This window comes from Mycolicibacterium aromaticivorans JS19b1 = JCM 16368 (genome assembly GCF_000559085.1).
GTDB lineage: Bacteria > Actinomycetota > Actinomycetes > Mycobacteriales > Mycobacteriaceae > Mycobacterium > Mycobacterium aromaticivorans.
The window spans coordinates 1,935,504-1,953,502 of the sequence record NZ_JALN02000001.1; the positions used below are offsets into that span (position 1 = coordinate 1,935,504).

The window sequence follows — 17,999 nt, forward strand, 5'->3', positions numbered from 1 at the left end:
TGATTTGAACGACTTCACCTGCCGTCGAGGGGGTGCGCGACGGCGGTTGCGCACCGGTTGTACGCCAGAATGTGCAGGTGCGAAAGCTCCTGATCACTCTCGGTGCGACGCTGCTCGCCGTGGCCGTCGGGGCGGTCGGCGTCGATTTCGGCGCGACGATCTACGCCGAGTACCGGCTTTCGCGCACCGTGCGCAGCGCCGCGGGACTGTCGTTCGACCCGTCGGTGGCGATCCTGGGGTTTCCGTTCATTCGCCAGGCCATGAAGCACCACTTCGACGAGATCGAGATCAAGGCCAATGGGGTGGGCCATCCCGTGGTCGGCAAGGCCTCGCTGGAGGCCACCCTGCACAACATCGACCTCACCCAGGCATCGTGGCTGATCAGACCGGACGCGAACCTGCCGGTCGGCAAGCTCGAGAGCCGCATCATCATCGACTCCCTCCACCTCGGCCGGTTCGTCGGGATCACCGACCTGATGGTGGAGGCTCCGTCGAAGGAGACCAACGACGCCACCGGCGGCACCACCGAGTCGGGTATCTCCGGTAGCAAGGGCCTGGTCTTCACCGGGACGCCGAAGAAAGCCGGCTTCGACAAGCCGATCAGCGTCGCCGTCGACCTTTCGGTGGCCGGCCCGGACCAGACCACGCTGGTTTTCACAGCGACGGATGTGCAGACCGGTCCCGGCACCGCTGACCAGCCGGTACCCGATGACAAGAAGGCAGCGGTGCTCGCGGCGTTCAGCGGCAGACTGCCCAGCCAGAAGTTGCCGTTCGGGGTGCGTCCGACCACCGAGGGTGCTCGCGGCTCGGACATCATCATCGAAGGCATCGCCGAGGGAGTAACCATCCGGCTCGACGGGTTCACACAGTCATGAGCCCCGCTTTGATCACCGCGATCGTCGCCATCGCCGCCGCGCTGGGGGTGGCGATCGTCGCAGGCATCCTGCACAACCGGCGGTCCGGAGTCGTGCGCGAGGCCGAATCGCACGACGTCGACTTCAGCGACCTGGGTTTATCCCGGACCGGGCCGACGATCGTCCATTTCAGCGCAGTGTGGTGTGGACCCTGCGCAGGAGTGCGACGCGTGGTCAACCAGGTCTGTGCCGACCTTCGTGACGTCGCCCACGTCGAGATCGACATGGACGCCGATCCGGCTGCCGCACGCAAGCTTTCAGTACTGTCGCTGCCGACCACGTTCATCTTCGACGCAGACGGCCGGCAGCGGTACCGGACGGCGGGGGTCCCCAAGGCCGCTGACCTGCGGGCGGCCCTCGAGCCTCTGTTGGCCTGAAAGCCCGGTCATTGGGTAGCATGACTCGCGTGTCGACCCGCCTCGAGCTAGCGCTCACCAAGCGTCGCGCAGTCGATCTGTGCCGCGTTGCGGGTTGTTGCTGTTGTTGCTGTAGCTGCTGAGTCGCCGCGCCCTTCTTTCGCGCCGCCACTCTGGAGCGGCCGTTTGCGGCTCGTCTCCGCCCAGCCCGATCAGCAACAGGAGAAGAAACCATGTCGACAAGCACCACCAGTACCCCCGCCGTCACCCAGGTGGATGTCCGCGGCCCCCGCTTTGCAGCCTGGGTCACCACGGCCGTCCTGGTCGCGGTTCTCGTCGTCTCGGGCTTGCGCCCGGTTGCTGCGAGTGTGCTGCTGGGGTTGCAGGCCGTCGTGTTCGCGGTCGGGGCGCTACGCGGGCCGCGTCAGCACCCCTACGGAATGATCTTCGCCAACCTCGTCGCGCCGCGGCTGAGTCCCGTCTCCGAGCGGGAGCCGGTGCCGCCGTTGAAGTTCGCGCAGTTGGTGGGGTTCGTGTTCGCCGTCGCCGGGGTCGCAGGCTTCGCCCTGGGCGCACCGCTTCTCGGCACCGTCGCCACCGCGTTCGCGTTGTTCGCCGCCTTCCTCAACGCAGCCTTCGGCATCTGCCTGGGCTGCCAGATCTACCCCCTCGTGGCCAGGCTGCGCACGCCGGCCACCACCTGAGCTTTTCTAGACACGCAACCGAAAGGAACCACTTCATGGCACGCTCCGACGTCCTGGTCTCCACCGACTGGGCCGAGAGCAATCTCGATGCGCCGAACGTCGTCTTCGTCGAGGTCGACGAGGACACCTCGGCTTACGAAGACGGCCACATCGCCGGCGCCGTCAGGCTGGACTGGAAGACTGAATTGCAGGACCAGGTCAAGCGTGACTTCGTCGATCAAGAACAGTTCTCGAAGTTGTTGTCCGACAAGGGAATCAGCAACGACGACACCGTGATCCTGTACGGCGGCAACAACAACTGGTTCGCCGCGTACGCATACTGGTACTTCAAGCTGTACGGCCACGAGAACGTCAAGCTGCTCGACGGCGGCCGCAAGAAGTGGGAACTCGACGGACGCCCCCTGGTGACCGAGGTGCCCGAGCGGCCCGCCACCTCGTACGCCGCGAAGGCCCCCGACAACACCATCCGCGCGTTCCGCGACGAGGTGATCGCCGCGATCAATGCAAAGAACCTGGTGGACGTGCGGTCCCCCGACGAGTTCTCCGGCAAGATCCTCGCGCCTGCCCACCTGCCGCAGGAGCAGAGCCAGCGCCCCGGGCATATCCCCGGCGCCATCAACGTTCCGTGGAGCAGGGCTGCGAACGAGGACGGAACCTTCAAGTCCGACGAGGAATTGGCCAAGCTCTACGCCGCGGCCGGCCTGGACGGCGAGAAGGAGACGATCGCCTACTGCCGAATCGGCGAGCGGTCGTCGCACACCTGGTTCGTGCTGCAGGAACTGTTGGGGCACAAGAACGTCAAGAACTACGACGGTAGTTGGACAGAATATGGCTCCCTGGTGGGGGCCCCGATCGAGTTGGGAAGTTGATCATGTGCTCTGCACCTAAACAAGGACAGACCCTGCCCGCCGGTGTCGACCTCGAGAAGGAGACCGTGATCACGGGCCGCGTGGTGGACGACTCGGGTCAGACGGTAGGCGGCGCCTTTGTGCGTCTGCTGGACTCGAGCGACGAGTTCACCGCCGAGGTGGTGGCCTCGGCGACCGGTGACTTCCGGTTCTTCGCGGCACCGGGCACCTGGACAGTGCGTGCGCTGTCCAAGGTCGGCAACGGCGACGTCACCGTCGCGCCGACCGGTGCCGGGATCCACGAAGTCGACATCAAGGTCGCGTAAGACGGTTGGGGACGGGCTCGGGCGGCACCTCCGCCCGGGCCCCAGATAGACTGTCACCGTGGTTCTTTTCTACGAGATCCTCCTGGTTGCGACGGTCGTGTTGATCACCTGGTTCGCGTTGTACGCGCTGTATCGACTGATCACCGACGAGTCGTGAGTTCCGAGGACATCTCCGGTAGCGGCGATCGCGCCGTAGCGGCTGCGGCCGAGCGGGCGAAGGAAACGGCCGGGCGCAACATCCCTGTTTTCGACGATCTGCCGGTGGCCGCCGACACCGCCAATCTGCGCCTTGGCGCCAACCTCAACGATGCACTGCTGGCCTTGCTGCCGCTGGTCGGGGTCTGGCGCGGCGAGGGCGAAGGTCGCGGCACCCACGGCGACTACCACTTCGGACAGCAGATCATCGTCTCGCACGACGGCGGTGAATATCTGAACTGGGATTCCCGGTCCTGGCGCCTCGACGAGTCGGGTGAGTACGCCGGCCCGGGACTTCGGGAATCCGGCTTCTGGCGGTTCGTCACCGACCCGGCCGATCCCGGTGAATCGCAGGCCATCGAGTTGATGCTGGCGCACTCGGCGGGCTACGTCGAATTGTTCTACGGCCACCCCCGCAATCAGTCGTCGTGGGAGCTGGTGACCGATGCGTTGGCGCGCAGCAAGTCCGGTGTGCTGGTGGGCGGTGCGAAACGGTTGTACGGGATCGTCGAGGGCGACCTGGCCTACGTCGAGGAGCGGGTCGACGCCGACGGCGGCCTTGTTCCGCACCTGTCCGCGCGGCTGACGCGATACGTCGGCTGATGCGCCGCGTTGCCCTGGTGGTCGCCACGGCGGCCACCGCACTCCTCGCCGGGTGCGTCCCCGCCCCGTCGCCCTCGCAGCCGACGGCGATCAGCCCGGCGCCGAGCACCACCAGTCCCCCACCTGGCACCACGTCCCCGAGCAGCACCACACCGGGTCCGGCTGAGCACGGTTCGCTGGCCCGTTGTCTGCACGAGCACGGAGTTCCCGACTCGGCCGGTACCGCGGTCCTGGGTCCGCCGCCGGGCGTCGATCCGGGCGTCTGGGATCAAGCGATGAAAGCCTGCTCGCCGCTCGAGCCCGGCCCGGCTTCATAGCTTCGACTCGTACCCTCGAGTGATGGGCGCGAAAGCACGCCATTCGATCGCACGGCTGGCGGTTGCGCCGGTAGCCGTAGTCGGGGCGGTCGTCGTCGCCGCGCCCGCCGCGGCAGACCCGCCGTGGCCGGCCGCAGGTACCGAATCAGCGGCCGACACCATTCGCGACCTCCAGAGTCAGGGCTACCGCGTCGGTATCAACTGGGTCTTCGGTTACACCAGCCAATCGCTCGACAGGTGCTCGGTCACCGGGATCCACAATCCAGGCGGACCGCCTGATGAATCTGCCGAGCCGACAACGGTTTTCATCGATGTGTCCTGCCCTGATCACGACAATTGGTGAAGCGCCGAGCCCGCGGGGTGTCAACCGTCGGGGGGCCGCGAGAAAAGGGGCGGCCCCCGAGCCGTTATTCCCTGGTCGGACTAACCAAGAGCTCGGGGGCCGGGTAGCTGCCTGGAATTCGCCAGCGCGCTCAAAGCGCGGGTAAATCCCGGCACCTGGTGCTGCTAGCGGGCAGCCACCTCACATGTCCTAGAAGCTATCAATTTTCCGGACCACCTCCCTTCTCGTGTACCGACGAAAGTACCCGCGTCAGAAAGGTTGTGCCAACACATTTTCGCGATCAGCGATCACAGACGATCGCGGCATCGACCAGCGCCGCCACTTCGGCGGCCAGCCGAGTGGGCGGCAAGGGCCGCCCGTCGAGAGTGTGCACCCGAGCCGCGAGCGTCATGCTGGACACCAGCCAAACCCCCTGTGCGGCAGACAAGTCAGATGGTCGCAGTGCACGGAAATCGCAGTCGTAGCCCTTCTCACGGGCAACCTCGAACAGCGCCTGCTGCGTGGTGCCACGCAGGATCGGGTACCACGGCGGCGGCGTGAGCAGGGTTGTCCCCGCGCCCTCGTCGGTGGCGATCACCACTGTCGAGCGCGGACCCTCCAGCAGGTACCCATCGGAGCTGACGAAGATCACGTCACCGGCTCCCCTGTCTGCGGCGTGCCTCAGCGCGGCCATGTTCACGGCGTACGACAGCGTCTTGGCGCCGGCCACCAGCCACGGCATCGTGTCCACTCCGGTGGACGGCAACCCCCGATCGAGCAGCACCGCGGCGATCCCGTCGCGGCGGGTGGCGACAACCCGGTCCGGCACGGGATTGACCGTGAGGTAGGCGGTCGGCTCCGAGCCGCTCTCCCGACCGCGGCTGTACACCAGCCGCAGCGCGCCCTCGGACGCCGTCGACGACGTCCACTGCCCGACCGCGATGCCGATGGCCCGCCGCCAGGCCGACAGGTCCGGTTCCGGAAGGTCCATCGTCTTGGCCGACTGGGTGAGTCGGCGCAGATGCGCGTCCACCAGGCACGCGCGGCCGTCGCGGACCAGCAGGGTTTCGAACACGCCGTCGCCCCGGACTGCCGCGAGGTCGTCGGCGAACAGCAGCGGTTGCGCCGGGTCGCGCACCTCGCCGTCGATAGTGACGAGCACCGAGAGGCGGCCGGGCATTCCAAGCATGGAGCAAGAGCGTAGTGGCAGCCCCGTAGAGTTGATGTGTGTCAGCAGTCCCCGCACCTGACAACTCCCCCGATGCCGGCGCGATCTGGCACTACGGCGACCCGTTCGGTGAGCAGCGCAGCGCCGAGCACGATGCCGTCGTCGTCGATCGGTCGCACCGTGCGGTCATCACACTCACCGGATCCGACCGGCGCAGCTGGCTGCACTCGCTGTGTTCCCAGCACGTCAGTGAGCTGCCCGACGGTGCCTCCACCGAAAACCTGAGCCTCGACGGGCAGGGCCGTGTCGAAGACCACTGGGTGCAGACCGAGCTGGGCGGCGTCACCTATCTGGACACCGAACGCGACCGCGGTGAACCGCTGCTGGCCTATCTGCGCAAGATGGTGTTCTGGGCCGATGTCACCCCCGAGGCTGCCGACCTGGCTGTGCTCTCCCTGCTCGGTCCGCGCCTCGCCGAATCGGCGGTCCTCGGCACGCTGGGCATCGAAGAGCTGCCTGCGGAGTCGACGGCCATTGCCCTCGCCGGCGGCGGCTTCCTGCGCCGGATGCCCGCAGCGGCCGGTCAGATCGAACTCGACCTGGTGGTGCCGCGCGCCGACCTGACGACCTGGTTGAGCAGGCTGGATGCGGCGGGCGTTCGCCGGGCCGGGGTATGGACGTACGAGGCGCTTCGGGTCGCGGCCCAGCGCCCCCGGCTGGGTGTGGACACCGACGAGCGCACGATCCCGCACGAGGCCGGGTGGATCGGTGGCCCCGGGCAAGGAGCGGTGCACCTCGACAAGGGTTGCTATCGCGGCCAGGAGACCGTCGCGCGGGTCCACAACTTGGGAAAGCCGCCCCGGATGCTGGTCCTGGTGCATCTCGACGGATCCGGGGAGCGTCCGGCCACGGGTGATCCGCTGCTGGCCGGTGGGCGTGTCGTGGGCCGGCTGGGCACCGTCGTCGACCACGTCGATCTGGGGCCGATCGCCTTGGCCCTGGTGAAGCGGGGCATTCCGGCCGATACCGCTCTGACCACGGGCGGCGAGCATGAGGTGGCCGCCGAGATGGACCCGGAATCGCTGCCGGCGACCGACGCCGTTGGCGCTGGGCGGCTCGCGGTCGAGCGTTTGCGTCGCGGCGCGAACTGACGTTCTCCCACGGCCGAACGGGCCTGCCAGCACATCGCAGTGCGGCACGGTAAGGTGTTGGCAGGACAATAACCAATACACAGATCGGAGCCGCCTGAATCCCGGGCCGCTCCGTTATTGCGCGAGGGGGTTCCCCCATGGGCCGCGGCCGGGCAAAGGCAAAGCAGACCAAGGTTGCTCGGGAGCTGAAATATAGCTCCCCCCAGATCGATGTCGATCGGCTCCGCAAGGAGTTGGCCGGTTCGGAGTCTGAGGCGAGCGAGCCTGACACCGTGGACAACGGGTTCGGCGAGGACCCGTGGGCCGACGAGGGTAGCTGGCGGCGCTGAGCCGCCGCCCCCTCCTCACACGCGCTGGTCCTGATCCTCTAGAAGCGGGGATGTAGTCCTACCAGCTTCGCTCTCGGGCCATCCTTGCCCTTGGTGACAGTGCCCAGTGTCCAGCAGTTCAGGTGGCGTGCAGTCAGGATCGCCAGCGCGCGGTCGGTGTCCTCCGGCGCGACGACGGCGACCATTCCGACGCCCATGTTGAACGTCTTCTCCATCTCCGGGCGGTCGATGCGGCCGCGCTGCGCGATCATCGCGAACACCGGTGCGGGAGTCCACGTTCCGCGGTCCAGTTCGGCGACCAGGCCGTGCGGGATGACGCGTTCGAGGTTGGCGGCAAGCCCACCACCGGTGACGTGGCAGAACGTGCGAACCTGCGTCTCGGCGGCCAGCGCCAGGCAGTCCTTGGCGTAGATCCGGGTGGGCTCGAGCAATTCCTCCCCGAGCGTGCGGCCGAACTCCTCGACGTGGCCGGCGAGGTTCATCCGGTCGATCTCGAGCAGGACCTTGCGGGCCAGCGAGTAGCCGTTGGAGTGCAGGCCGGACGATCCCATCGCGATGATCACGTCACCGGGGCGCACCCGGTCGGGCCCCAGCACGTCGTCCGCCTCGACGACGCCAACGCCGGTTGCGGAGATGTCGTAATGGTCGGGCTCCATCAGCCCGGGATGTTCTGCCGTCTCCCCACCCAGTAACGCACATCCGGCGATCACACAGCCCTCGGCGACGCCCGAGACGATCGCGGCGACGCGCTCCGGCACAGTACGTCCGACGGCGATGTAGTCCTGCAGGAACAGCGGTTCGGCGCCACACACCACGAGATCGTCGACCACCATCGCAACCAGGTCCAGGCCGACGGTGTCGTGCTTGTCCATCGCCTGCGCCACGGCGAGTTTGGTGCCGACACCGTCGGTCGACGCGGCCAGCAGCGGCTCCCGGTAGTCCCCGCGCAGCGCGAACAGCCCGGCGAAGCCGCCCAGTCCGCCCCGCACCTCGGGCCTGGTGGCCCGCTTCGCAAGCGGCTTGAACAGCTCGACCGCACGGTCACCGGCCTCGATATCCACCCCGGCCGATGCGTAGGAGATCAGGTTGTCTTCCTCGCGATCCGTCATCGGGCATAAGGCTACCGGTCGACGTCCGCCGCCGAAACGGGCCAGTCGTCAGCCGACGTGCCGGGCCAGCCAGTCACGCAGCGGCGCCCCGGCCCGCAGGGTGGTGACCACCCGGTCCTTGGCCTTCGCCGTGCCCAGCCAGGCGCCGACCGGCCAGGTCTTCATCATCGCGATGCCCTTGTGGCGCAGCAGCTCGATGCGCGGATGATCCTTCGGGTAGCCCCTCGGCGCGGTCTTGAGGACATCGTGGGCCATCGTGTCGTAGCCGTCCTGGTGCAGCGCGTCGACGATCCCGGCCAGCGCGGCGCCGGACTTCTCGGCGTCGACCGCCGCCCGATACCGGGCCAATGCTGCGGCATCGGGCATGTACAGACCGCTGCCCACCGACAGCCCCTCGGCCGAGAACGACACGTAGCCGGAGCCGAGCCTTGCCGCGCAGTTGGTCTTGTACGGGGACTTGTCGGCGCTGAACCGAACGTCGCGGTGCGGCCGGAACAGCGTGCCCTCGCCGAACTCCGCGGCCAACTCGGCGAGCAGCTCCTCCATCGGCGCCTTCACGTGACTGTCGTAGACCGCGCGATGCCGGGTCCAATAGACCTTGGAGTTGTCGGCCTCCAGGCCTTCGTAGAACTCCACAGCCTCGATCGGCCAGCCTCGAAACGCCATTCCGACATTGTGTGACAGTCTGGTGCCCGATGAAACCAGTGCGGTGTTTCCCAGCGGCGTTGACCATCGCGATGACCAGTGCGGTGTTGTTCCCCGCCTCGGCTGCGGCGACGCCCAGCTCGGGCATCGAAGCCGAGACCATGGTGCAGTCCACTCTCAACGGCAGGGACTTCGTCACCCGTGAGCTGACCATCGCCCCCGGCGGAACCACCGGCTGGCACTACCACCCCGGCCAGGTGTTCGGGGTGATCAAGCAGGGCACGTTGACCCACTACAAGGGCGACTGCTCGGTTGACGGTGTGTACAGCGCGGGCGACTCGATCAGCGAGGGCAGCGGCACCGGCTATATCCACGAGGGCCGCAATGAGGGCCCGGTCCCCGTCGTGATGTGGGTGCTCTACATCAAGCCTGCGGGCAGCCAGCTGGCAGTCGATGCGCCGAATCCGGGTTGCCCGTTCGAATAAGTGGCAATCCAACCGGTCCTCGGCTCCGAATTATGGAGGCGACGAACGGAGGATCCATGTCGGCGAAGCAGACCCGATGCTTGGTGACCGGTGCCACCGGTTACGTCGGCGGCCGTCTGGTGCCGCGACTGCTGGAGGACGGCTTCGCGGTGCGCGCGCTGGCGCGAAATCCGGACAAGCTCGCGAAGGTGCCGTGGCGCGACCAGATCGAGATCGCCCGCGGTGACCTCACCGACGCCGACTCACTCGCCGAGGCGTTCACCGACGTCGACGTCGTCTACTACCTGGTGCACTCCATGGGCACGTCGGCGGACTTCACCGCCGACGAACGGCGGGCGGCCCAGAACGTCGTCACCGCGGCCCGCAGTGCCGGCGTGCGGCGAATCGTCTACCTCAGCGGCCTGCACCCCGAAGGCGCGGACCTGTCAACGCATCTGGCGTCGCGCACCACGGTCGGTGAGATCCTCATCGCGTCGGGCATCGAGACAGTGGTGCTGCAGGCCGGGGTGGTGGTGGGCTCAGGATCGGCGTCCTTCGAGATGATCCGCCACCTCACCGACCGGCTGCCGGTGATGACGACCCCCAAATGGGTGCACAACAAAATTCAGCCGATCGCCATCCGCGACGTGCTGCACTACCTCGCTGCCGCGGCCACCGCCGAGGTGCCGAAGTCGCGGGCCTGGGACATCGGCGGCCCCGACGTCCTGGAGTACGGCGACATGATGCAGATCTATGCCGAGGTGGCCGGGCTGAGCCGCCGCTACATGGTGGTGCTGCCGGTGCTGACCCCGCGGATCGCCGCATTATGGGTGGGCTTTGTGACGCCCATCCCGTCCGGTTTGGCTCGTCCGCTGGTCGAATCCCTGCACTGCGATGCTGTCATGGCCAACCACGACATCGACACCATCATCGACCGGCCGGCCGCCGGCCTCACCCCCTACCGGCGAGCGGTCTCACTCGCCCTGGCCCGCATCGCCCGCGGCGAGGTTGAGACGACCTGGGACACCGGCACCGCCGCGCCACTGCCCAGCGATCCGGACTGGGCCGGCGCCATCGTCTACACCGACACCCGATCGTGGCGCACCAAGGCCAGCCCGGCGCAGCTCTGGGAAGCGGTCGAGCACAGTGTCCCGGAGCACTGGCACGTCGAGAGCCGTGACGAGGGTGTGCTCTTGCGGCTGCGGGCCGATCGCCGCAGCCCGGGCGTGCGGTGGCTGGAGATGCGAGTCGCACCCGACCGAGGTGGCAGCCGATATGAACAGCGGGCGATCTTCTACCCGCGCGGGCTGCTGGGCCGGCTTTACTGGCTCGCCGGGCGTCCGCTGCATGCGGCGGCGCTGGGCGCGCAGCTGCGCAAGGTCAGCGAAGCCGCCGGGTGAGCCTCAGGGCCTGCTGAGCGCCGAGACGTTGTCGTTGTCGACGGACACCGGCTGAATCGGCAGGCCGGTGCGGGCGGCCGTGGCCAGCATGTGCTCGACGACGTTCTTGCCGAGCTGGGTCTCGCCGGGCAACTCGATCGGGTAGTTGCCGTCGAAGCAGGCGCAGCACAGCCGGGACGCGGGCTGTTCGGTCGCGGCGATCATGCCTTGCTGCGAGATGTAACCCAGCGAGTCGGCGCCGATCGCGTGCCGCACCGCCTCGAGCATCTCGTCCTCGTTGTCCACCGCGTTGGCGATCAGTTCGGCCGGGGTGGCGAAATCGATGCCGTAGAAGCACGGCCACTTCACCGGCGGGGAGGCGATGCGGACATGCACCTCGACGGCGCCGGCCTCCCGCAGCATCCGCAGCAGGGCGCGCTGGGTGTTGCCGCGGACGATCGAGTCGTCGACGACGATGAGCCGCTTGCCGCGGATCACCTCTTTGAGCGGGTTCAGCTTGAGCCGGATACCGAGCTGGCGGATGGTCTGCGACGGCTGGATGAACGTGCGCCCGACGTAGGCATTCTTCATCAGGCCCTGGCCGAACGGGATCCCGGACTCCTGGGCGTAGCCGACGGCGGCCGGGGTGCCCGACTCGGGAACACCGATCACCAGGTCGGCCTCGACCGGCTTCTCGCGGGCCAGCCGGCGGCCGATGTCGACTCGCGCGCCGTGTACCGACCGCCCGGCCAGCGTGCTGTCGGGGCGGGCGAGGTAGACGTACTCGAACACGCAGCCCTTGGGTGTCGGGTTGGCGAAGCGGCTGGAGCGCACGCCGTCGGCGTCGATGGCCAGCAGCTCACCGGGTTCGATGTCCCGGACGAAGGAGGCGCCGACGATGTCGAGGGCGGCGGTTTCGGACGCCACCACCCAGCCGCGGTCGAGCCGGCCCAGCGACAGCGGGCGCACGCCGTGCGGGTCCCGCGCGGCGTAGAGCGTGTTCTCGTCCATGAAGGTCAGGCAGAACGCACCGCGCACGCTGGGCAGCAATGCCAGGGCGGCCTGCTCGATGGTGGAGTCGGCCGCGCCGTGGGCCAGCAGGGCGCCGAGAATGTCGGAGTCGGTGGTCGCCGCGCCCGGCATGTTCGGGTTGATTAGGCCGGCGTCGCGGGCCCGAGTGGCCAGATCAGCGGTGTTGACCAAGTTTCCGTTGTGGCCCAACGCGATTCCGGTGCCCGCCGCGGTGTTGCGGAACACCGGCTGGGCGTTCTCCCAAGTCGTGGACCCGGTGGTCGAATACCGGCAGTGGCCGATGGCGACGTGGCCAGGCATGGCGGCCAGCGTCTGCTCGTCGAACACCTGGCTGACCAGACCCAGATCCTTGAAGACCAAGACCTGCGATCCGTCGGCGACGGCGATGCCTGCGGCTTCCTGACCCCTGTGCTGCAGGGCATAGAGACCGTAATAAGTGAGTTTGGCTACATCCTCGCCTGGAGCCCATACGCCGAAGACGCCGCACTCTTCCCGAGGGTCGTTCTCCACTTGTTCGGTCACGATATGGGCTGCTCCCTGGCGCAGGTTGGTGACGTAAGCCAGTTTACGGGCATCGGCGGGAAACACGGAACTGAACGCCGAGTGTCGGGGCCTCAGTCGGTGAGTGTCACGACGGGGAGCCAGCCCGCCACCTCGCCGGCCCGGGATCCCGACAGCCGCAGCGCACCGAGTCGGGATGCCTCGTCGACGTCGAGCAGACCCGTCGCCAGCCGCAGCCACGTCCGCGGATCGGCCTCCACCACATTGGGGGGTGTACCGCGGGTGTGGCGGGGTCCGGAGATGCATTGCACCGCAACAAAAGGTGGCACACGCACCTCGACACTCGCGCCGGGCGCGAGAGCGGCCAGGGTGCGAGCGGTCAACCGGACGGCCGTGGCGATGGCCGGGCGGTCCGGGGTGGCCGCGGCGTCGTCGCGCAGCCAGTCCGACACGGCGCTCACCGCGGCGACGGTGGCTGCGGGGTCGGCGCTACTGCGGGCGGGCACCAGTCGAGTATGCGGTATTGACGTCAACCGAAGTTGAGGTCCTACCGTGATGTGATGACGTTCAAACCGCACGAAATCGAGTACCTGAAGTCGGCGGATCTCGGCCGGCTGGCCACCATCGCACCGGACGGCACGCTGCAGAACAGTCCGGTCGGCTTCTCCTACAACGACGCGCTCGGCACCCTCGACGTCGTCGGCTACAACATGGCCAAGAGCCGCAAGTTCCGCAACCTGGCCACCAACAACACCGTTGCGTTCGTGGTCGACGACATCGCCTCGCGCAGCCCGTGGCGGGTGCGGTGTCTGGAGATTCGCGGCACCGCCGAGCAGGCCGAGGCGCCCGACGGGGACGCGATCATCCGGATCACGCCCAAACGGATCATCAGCTTCGGCATCGACGACACCGAGACCGAGCCGCACGACCTGGTGCCGGACAGCCGGGATGTGCCGACGACGGGCGACTAGCGCCGCTGCACCACCATGGCGGCCACCGCGGCGGACTCGTTGAACGCCGTGTGCGCGAGAACCGGCGCCAGCACGCTTCCCGACCGTCTGGCGAGCCAGCCGAACACCCATCCGGCCACGCCCGTCACCACCACGGTGCCCAGCACCGGGTCGCCGACCCGCCGGGCGTCGGGGATGTGCCAGAGCCCGAAGGCGACCGCCTGCGCCAGCGGGCCGAACGTCGGCCCGAGCGCCCGCACGGCGACGGTCTGAAGCAGGCCCCGAAACAGCATCTCCTCCGTCCACGCCGTGGCGACCGGAATCTCCAGCGCCAGCCAGCGGACGGGATCCGGCGGGATCTTGCGGTCGTTCATCCCTTGACGCACCCGCGGCACCGCCGTCAATCCCGCGACACCCGTGGCCACCAGTCCGAAGGCCACCGCACCGAACCTCAGCCCCGACCACAGCCGGGGCGGCCGCAACCCCAATGGCGCACCGACGGCCGCCGCCAACCCGGTGCTGACGATCGCGCGCACGGCCGGCGCGCCGGAATCCTTGGTGATCATTGGAATTCGGGCCCGCCTGCCGCGATGAGCTTGTCGAGGGAGCGCCGGATGCGGTCGGTGTCGGCATGCGTCCAGCCGTCGGGTGCGGCGACTGCGACCCAGCCGTCGAGCGGGCTGTCGCCATAGTTGTGGCCGTGCCCGTTCGGCGCCGCCTGCGAGCTGGTCACGTTGCCCGCCATGTCGGCACTCACCTGCCAGAACGTGATGATCGGGTACCACTGCATGGCCGGGCTGCGGTCGAACCCCGGCGGCTCGCGCAGCCAGTCCGGCCTGGTGAACAGCAGCCGCGGTGACCACCACACCACCGGGTCCGACGGGTGCTGCAGATAGAGCACCCGGGTGCCCTTCCAGGTCGGGGAGGCCGCGATCCCGGCGATCTGCTCGGGCCCGGCCGCCTGCGCGAACCGCACGGTGCGCCCGCCGTCGTAGCGCGGTTGGTACTCCGGGCTGCCGGGATCGCGCCGCACGGTCAGCGCTTTCCACAAGACGCTGGCGTTGGGCGGCCCTACCCACAGCACCGACGAGAACCCCTTGTCGACGACGTCGGGCAGGTATCCGAACGCGCCCTGACCGGCCAGCGACCCCAGGCTTTCGCCGTAGAGCATCAGCTTGGGCCGCGCGGCCTCCGGCCACTGCAGCCATCGGCGCTGGATGCCGTTGATCATCGCCCGGCCCGCCTCGACCGACTTGTCGCGGTCGGCCAGGAACGAGATCCAGCTCGGCAGGTACGAGTACTGCATGGCGACCAGCGCGGTGTCGCCGTTGTACATCGACTCGATGGCCCTGGCCGCCACCGGGTCGACCCAGCCGGTGCCGGTGGTGGGGATGATGACCAGGATCTTTCGCTCAAAAGCCTTGGTGCGCTGCAACTCCGAGAGCAGTACAGCCACCCGGCCCTCGGTGGTGTCCGCCGTTTCCAGGCCGGCGTAGATCCGGATCGGCTCCTTCGCGGGCCGCCCGTTGAGCTCGGTGAGCTCGGCGGCATCCGGCCCGGTGCCGACGAAGTTGCGGCCCTGGAATCCCAGGGTGTCCCACGCGGCGAATGATGCTGGGCTGCCTGATCTTTCGGGCTGGACAGGTTGTTCGACGCCGGGACGGGTGGTGTCATTCTGTGGTTGGAACACCGCGCTGGCACCGGCGATGAAGCCGCGGTAGAGCACACCGTTGACGAGGGTGATGACCAGCACCACGACGATCGCGGTGCCGATGAACATCGCGACCTCGTCGTTGATGTGCCAGCGCCGGATCATCAGCCGCGCGAGAAACTTGATGGCGTCCTTGATCACGCGCGCGGCGCTGACGAACAGACCACCGGCAACCAGCGCGACGGCCAGCGTGCGCAGGTAGATCAGCGTGGACGGACCTTCGATACCCATGACCGCCGCGATCTCGCGCTGCCAGGCGGCGGCAGGCACCAGCATCAGCACGCTGGCACCGGTCGAGAGCACCACGGTCGCGGCCTTGAGGCGGACGGTGACCCGCGCACTCGGCGGCCACCACGGCTGGTGACCGAGGAAAAGCCGGCGAACCGCCTTGCCTGCGAGCACCCCGATGCCGTACCCGATGGCGGCGTTGATCCCGCCGATCACACCGGCCAGCACCCAGTCGCGCGGCACCAACGACGGAGTCAGCGACAGGCAGAAGAACAGCGCGCCGACCGCCACCCCGACGAAGTCCAGCCGGACCAGGCTCCATGCCCACTCGATCAGCGACTCGCGGTGACGCCGTGTCCCGGGCGGGGCCTGAGCCTCACCGGTGACGTCGTCGACCGCACTGGTCATCCGAACAGCCCGGGCAGCACTTTCTCGGAGGTGGCGCGCAGCTCCGCCAGCGTCACGGTGAACAAGCCTTGCACGTCAACGGAATCCGAGCCGGGGTCCGACACACCGATCCGGGTTACCGGCAGCCCGCGAGCCTCGCACATCGACACGAAGCGGCTCTCCTCGGTGCGCGGCACGGCGACAAGGGCACGGCCCGCGGACTCTGAGAAGAGGAACGTGAACGGATCGGTGCCTTCGGGAAGCACGATGCGGCAACCGGTTTCACCGGCCAGCGCCGCTTCGATGACCGCCTGGATGAGCCCGCCTTCACTCAGGTCGTGGGCTGCCGAGGCCAGGCCGTCGCGGGACGCGGCCGCCAGCACCTCGGCGAGGAGCTTCTCCCGCTCCAGGTCCACCTGTGGCGGCACACCGCCGAGATGGTCGCCGGTGACCTGCGCCCATATCGAGCCGTCGAACTCATCGCGGGTGTCGCCGAGCAGCAGCAGGGTCTCCCCCGGCTCGTTGCCGAGCCCGGTGGGCAGCCGGCGCGTCACGTCGTCGAGGACGCCCAGCACACCTACCACCGGGGTCGGCAGGATGGGGGTCGCCCCGGTCTGATTGTAAAAGCTGACATTCCCGCCGGTGACCGGAATGCCAAGGGCTGCACAGCCATCCGCCAATCCGCGGACGGCCTGCGAGAACTGCCACATCACCCCGGGGTCTTCGGGCGAACCGAAGTTGAGGCAGTTGGTCACCGCGACCGGCGTCGCGCCGGTGACGGCGACGTTGCGGTAGGCCTCGGCCAGTGCCAGCTGTGCGCCGGTGTACGGGTCGAGTTGGGTGTAACGCCCGGACGCATCGGTGGACAGCGCGATACCGCGGCCGGTGGTTTCGTCGATGCGCAGCACGCCGCCGTCGGCGTGCTCGGCCAGCACGGTATTACCGCGCACGTAGCGGTCGTACTGCTCGGTGATGAACGCGCGGCTGCACAGATGCGGACTGCCAACCAGCGCAAGCACAGTCGCGCGCAGCTCGTCACCCGTTTGCGGCCTGGGCAACCTGGCCGACGTGTCGGCGATCAGCGCGTCCTGGCTGTCGGGCCGCTGCACCGGCCGCTCGTACACCGGGCCTTCGTGAGCCACGGTGCGCGGCGGAACGTCGACGACCGTCTCGCCGTTCCAGGTGATCTGCAGGCGGTCGCCGTCGGTGACCTCACCGATGACGGTGGCCAGCACATCCCATTTGCGGCACACCGCCAGGAACGCGTCGACGTTCTCCGGGGTGACCACCGCGCACATGCGTTCCTGCGACTCGCTGGACAGCACCTCGGCCGGGGTCATGTCCTTGGCCCGCAGCGGCACCCGGTCCAGCTCGATGCGCATGCCGCCATCGCCGGCAGAAGCGAGTTCGGATGTCGCACAGGACAATCCGGCGCCGCCGAGGTCCTGGATCCCGACCACCAGACCGGCGGCGTACAGCTCCAGGCAGCATTCGATGAGCACCTTCTCGGTGAAGGGGTCACCCACCTGGACGCTCGGCAGCTTCTTGCGGCCCGCGCCGGACTCGTCGCCGGAGAAGGTGTCCGACGCCAGCACCGACACCCCGCCGATTCCGTCGAGACCGGTGCGCGCGCCGAACAGGATGATCTTGTTGCCGGTGCCGGAGGCGAACGCCAGGTGTAGATCTTCCTTGCGCAACACCCCCACGCACAGCGCGTTCACCAGAGGGTTGCCGGCGTAGGAGGCGTCGAACACCGTCTCGCCGCCGATGTTCGGCAGGCCGAGCGAGTTGCCGTAGCCGCCGACGCCGCGGACCACGCCGTCGAGCACCCGCCGGGTGTCGGGGGCATCGGCCGCACCGAACCGCAGTTGGTCCATGACCGCCACCGGTCGCGCACCCATGGCCATGATGTCGCGCACGATGCCGCCGACACCGGTGGCCGCGCCCTGATAGGGCTCGACATAGGACGGATGGTTGTGCGACTCGACCTTGAACGTCACCGCCCAGCCGTCGCCGATGTCCACCACGCCGGCGTTCTCGCCGATACCGGCCAGCATCGAGGACCGCATCGCCTCCGTGGTGGTCTCACCGAAGTAGCGCAGGTGCACCTTGGAGGACTTGTACGAGCAGTGTTCGCTCCACATCACCGAGTACATGGCGAGCTCGGCGTCGGTGGGCCTGCGACCGAGGATGTCCCGGATCCGCTGATACTCGTCGTCTTTGAGGCCGAGTTCGCGATACGGCTGCGGGTGCTCGGGGGTGGTTGACGCGTGGTCGACGGTGTCGACTGCTCCAGAGAGCCCAGATGTCACGCCAAACAGTCTAGTGGCGCAACTGCGCGCCGCCGCGCCCTTGCACCC

22 protein-coding genes are annotated in these 17,999 nt (G+C 68.2%); 14 read left to right on the forward strand and 8 right to left on the reverse strand.

What is annotated here, in order from left to right; all coding sequences use genetic code 11:
* Positions 1–77 precede the first annotated feature (77 nt).
* The 9 genes from lmeA (at position 78) to Y900_RS09400 (ending at position 4,606) form a co-directional block, all read left to right on the forward strand.
* Positions 78–875 carry a mannan chain length control protein LmeA gene (gene lmeA / locus Y900_RS09360; protein WP_036346296.1) on the forward strand — a complete coding sequence of 266 codons (798 nt, stop codon included), beginning with the start codon at positions 78–80 and terminating at the stop codon, positions 873–875.
* Positions 872–1,291 (forward strand): TlpA family protein disulfide reductase, encoded by a 420-nt coding sequence (locus Y900_RS09365; RefSeq protein ID WP_036341566.1) that lies wholly within the window; start codon positions 872–874, stop codon positions 1,289–1,291. The genes lmeA and Y900_RS09365 overlap by 4 nt, the downstream gene beginning before the upstream one ends.
* A gap of 20 nt (positions 1,292–1,311) precedes the next feature.
* Positions 1,312–1,413 (forward strand): Ms5788A family Cys-rich leader peptide, encoded by a 102-nt coding sequence (locus Y900_RS33700; protein ID WP_353616982.1) that lies wholly within the window; start codon positions 1,312–1,314, stop codon positions 1,411–1,413.
* A 90-nt stretch (positions 1,414–1,503) separates the two neighbouring features.
* Positions 1,504–1,974, forward strand: coding sequence for a DUF4395 domain-containing protein (locus Y900_RS09370; protein ID WP_036341569.1), 471 nt, complete (start codon positions 1,504–1,506; stop codon positions 1,972–1,974).
* A 35-nt stretch (positions 1,975–2,009) separates the two neighbouring features.
* Entirely contained in the window at positions 2,010–2,843 is an 834-nt protein-coding gene (locus Y900_RS09375; RefSeq protein WP_036341572.1) for a sulfurtransferase, read from the forward strand.
* A 2-nt stretch (positions 2,844–2,845) separates the two neighbouring features.
* Positions 2,846–3,148: a DUF1416 domain-containing protein gene (locus Y900_RS09380; RefSeq protein WP_036341575.1), complete on the forward strand. Its 303-nt coding sequence runs from the start codon at positions 2,846–2,848 to the stop codon at positions 3,146–3,148.
* Positions 3,149–3,301: 153 nt separating this feature from the next.
* Positions 3,302–3,946, forward strand: coding sequence for a heme-binding beta-barrel domain-containing protein (locus tag Y900_RS09390; RefSeq protein WP_036341581.1), 645 nt, complete (start codon positions 3,302–3,304; stop codon positions 3,944–3,946).
* Positions 3,946–4,263 carry a hypothetical protein gene (locus tag Y900_RS09395; protein WP_036341583.1) on the forward strand — a complete coding sequence of 106 codons (318 nt, stop codon included), beginning with the start codon at positions 3,946–3,948 and terminating at the stop codon, positions 4,261–4,263. The genes Y900_RS09390 and Y900_RS09395 overlap by 1 nt, the downstream gene beginning before the upstream one ends.
* 22 nt (positions 4,264–4,285) lie before the next feature.
* A complete protein-coding gene (locus Y900_RS09400; protein ID WP_051659980.1) occupies positions 4,286–4,606 on the forward strand; it encodes a hypothetical protein in 321 nt (106 codons plus the stop codon).
* A 280-nt stretch (positions 4,607–4,886) separates the two neighbouring features.
* On the opposite strand, the gene Y900_RS09405 is transcribed toward Y900_RS09400, so the two are convergent.
* Entirely contained in the window at positions 4,887–5,747 is an 861-nt protein-coding gene (locus Y900_RS09405) for an aminodeoxychorismate lyase (RefSeq protein WP_109751195.1), read from the reverse strand.
* 65 nt (positions 5,748–5,812) lie between these two features.
* On the opposite strand from Y900_RS09405, the gene ygfZ reads away from it, so the two are divergent.
* Together ygfZ and Y900_RS09415 are read left to right on the forward strand one after the other, a co-directional pair.
* Positions 5,813–6,904, forward strand: a complete 1,092-nt coding sequence (gene ygfZ, locus Y900_RS09410) for a CAF17-like 4Fe-4S cluster assembly/insertion protein YgfZ (protein WP_036341588.1) — start codon at positions 5,813–5,815, stop codon at positions 6,902–6,904.
* A 137-nt stretch (positions 6,905–7,041) separates the two neighbouring features.
* The gene (locus tag Y900_RS09415) at positions 7,042–7,233 is read left to right on the forward strand and encodes a DUF3073 domain-containing protein (RefSeq protein ID WP_036341591.1); all 192 of its coding nucleotides are present in this window, start codon (positions 7,042–7,044) and stop codon (positions 7,231–7,233) included.
* Between the two features lie 38 nt (positions 7,234–7,271).
* On the opposite strand, the gene purM is transcribed toward Y900_RS09415, so the two are convergent.
* Both purM and Y900_RS09425 read right to left on the reverse strand, forming a co-directional pair.
* Complete coding sequence (gene purM / locus Y900_RS09420; protein WP_036341594.1) at positions 7,272–8,342, reverse strand: phosphoribosylformylglycinamidine cyclo-ligase; 1,071 nt, start codon at positions 8,340–8,342, stop codon at positions 7,272–7,274.
* 48 nt (positions 8,343–8,390) lie between these two features.
* Complete coding sequence (locus Y900_RS09425; RefSeq protein ID WP_036341597.1) at positions 8,391–9,008, reverse strand: DUF2461 domain-containing protein; 618 nt, start codon at positions 9,006–9,008, stop codon at positions 8,391–8,393.
* Between the two features lie 29 nt (positions 9,009–9,037).
* Between Y900_RS09425 and Y900_RS09430 the strand changes: the two genes are divergently transcribed.
* The gene (locus Y900_RS09430) at positions 9,038–9,472 is read left to right on the forward strand and encodes a cupin domain-containing protein (protein ID WP_036341600.1); all 435 of its coding nucleotides are present in this window, start codon (positions 9,038–9,040) and stop codon (positions 9,470–9,472) included.
* 56 nt (positions 9,473–9,528) lie between these two features.
* Positions 9,529–10,851 carry a DUF2867 domain-containing protein gene (locus tag Y900_RS09435; RefSeq protein ID WP_036346300.1) on the forward strand — a complete coding sequence of 441 codons (1,323 nt, stop codon included), beginning with the start codon at positions 9,529–9,531 and terminating at the stop codon, positions 10,849–10,851.
* Positions 10,852–10,854: 3 nt separating this feature from the next.
* Here Y900_RS09435 and purF read toward each other — a convergent pair whose 3' ends face one another.
* Together purF and Y900_RS09445 are read right to left on the reverse strand one after the other, a co-directional pair.
* Positions 10,855–12,387: an amidophosphoribosyltransferase gene (purF, locus tag Y900_RS09440; protein WP_036346302.1), complete on the reverse strand. Its 1,533-nt coding sequence runs from the start codon at positions 12,385–12,387 to the stop codon at positions 10,855–10,857.
* Between the two features lie 89 nt (positions 12,388–12,476).
* Positions 12,477–12,869, reverse strand: coding sequence for a sterol carrier family protein (locus Y900_RS09445; protein WP_036341602.1), 393 nt, complete (start codon positions 12,867–12,869; stop codon positions 12,477–12,479).
* 54 nt (positions 12,870–12,923) lie between these two features.
* On the opposite strand from Y900_RS09445, the gene Y900_RS09450 reads away from it, so the two are divergent.
* On the forward strand, positions 12,924–13,334 hold the full coding sequence (locus tag Y900_RS09450) for a PPOX class F420-dependent oxidoreductase (RefSeq protein WP_036341604.1): 411 nt from the start codon (positions 12,924–12,926) through the stop codon (positions 13,332–13,334).
* Here Y900_RS09450 and Y900_RS09455 read toward each other — a convergent pair.
* The 3 genes from Y900_RS09455 to purL are packed head-to-tail and all read right to left on the reverse strand — an operon-like array spanning position 13,331 to position 17,951.
* Positions 13,331–13,879 carry an Rv0804 family intramembrane glutamic endopeptidase gene (locus Y900_RS09455; protein WP_051659981.1) on the reverse strand — a complete coding sequence of 183 codons (549 nt, stop codon included), beginning with the start codon at positions 13,877–13,879 and terminating at the stop codon, positions 13,331–13,333. The two genes, Y900_RS09450 and Y900_RS09455, sit on opposite strands and share 4 nt — an antisense overlap.
* Entirely contained in the window at positions 13,876–15,660 is a 1,785-nt protein-coding gene (locus tag Y900_RS09460; protein ID WP_036341607.1) for an alpha/beta hydrolase, read from the reverse strand. Before Y900_RS09460 ends, Y900_RS09455 begins: the two co-directional genes overlap by 4 nt.
* Positions 15,657–17,951, reverse strand: a complete 2,295-nt coding sequence (gene purL / locus Y900_RS09465) for a phosphoribosylformylglycinamidine synthase subunit PurL (RefSeq protein ID WP_036341610.1) — start codon at positions 17,949–17,951, stop codon at positions 15,657–15,659. The genes Y900_RS09460 and purL overlap by 4 nt, the downstream gene beginning before the upstream one ends.
* Positions 17,952–17,999: the final 48 nt, after the last annotated feature.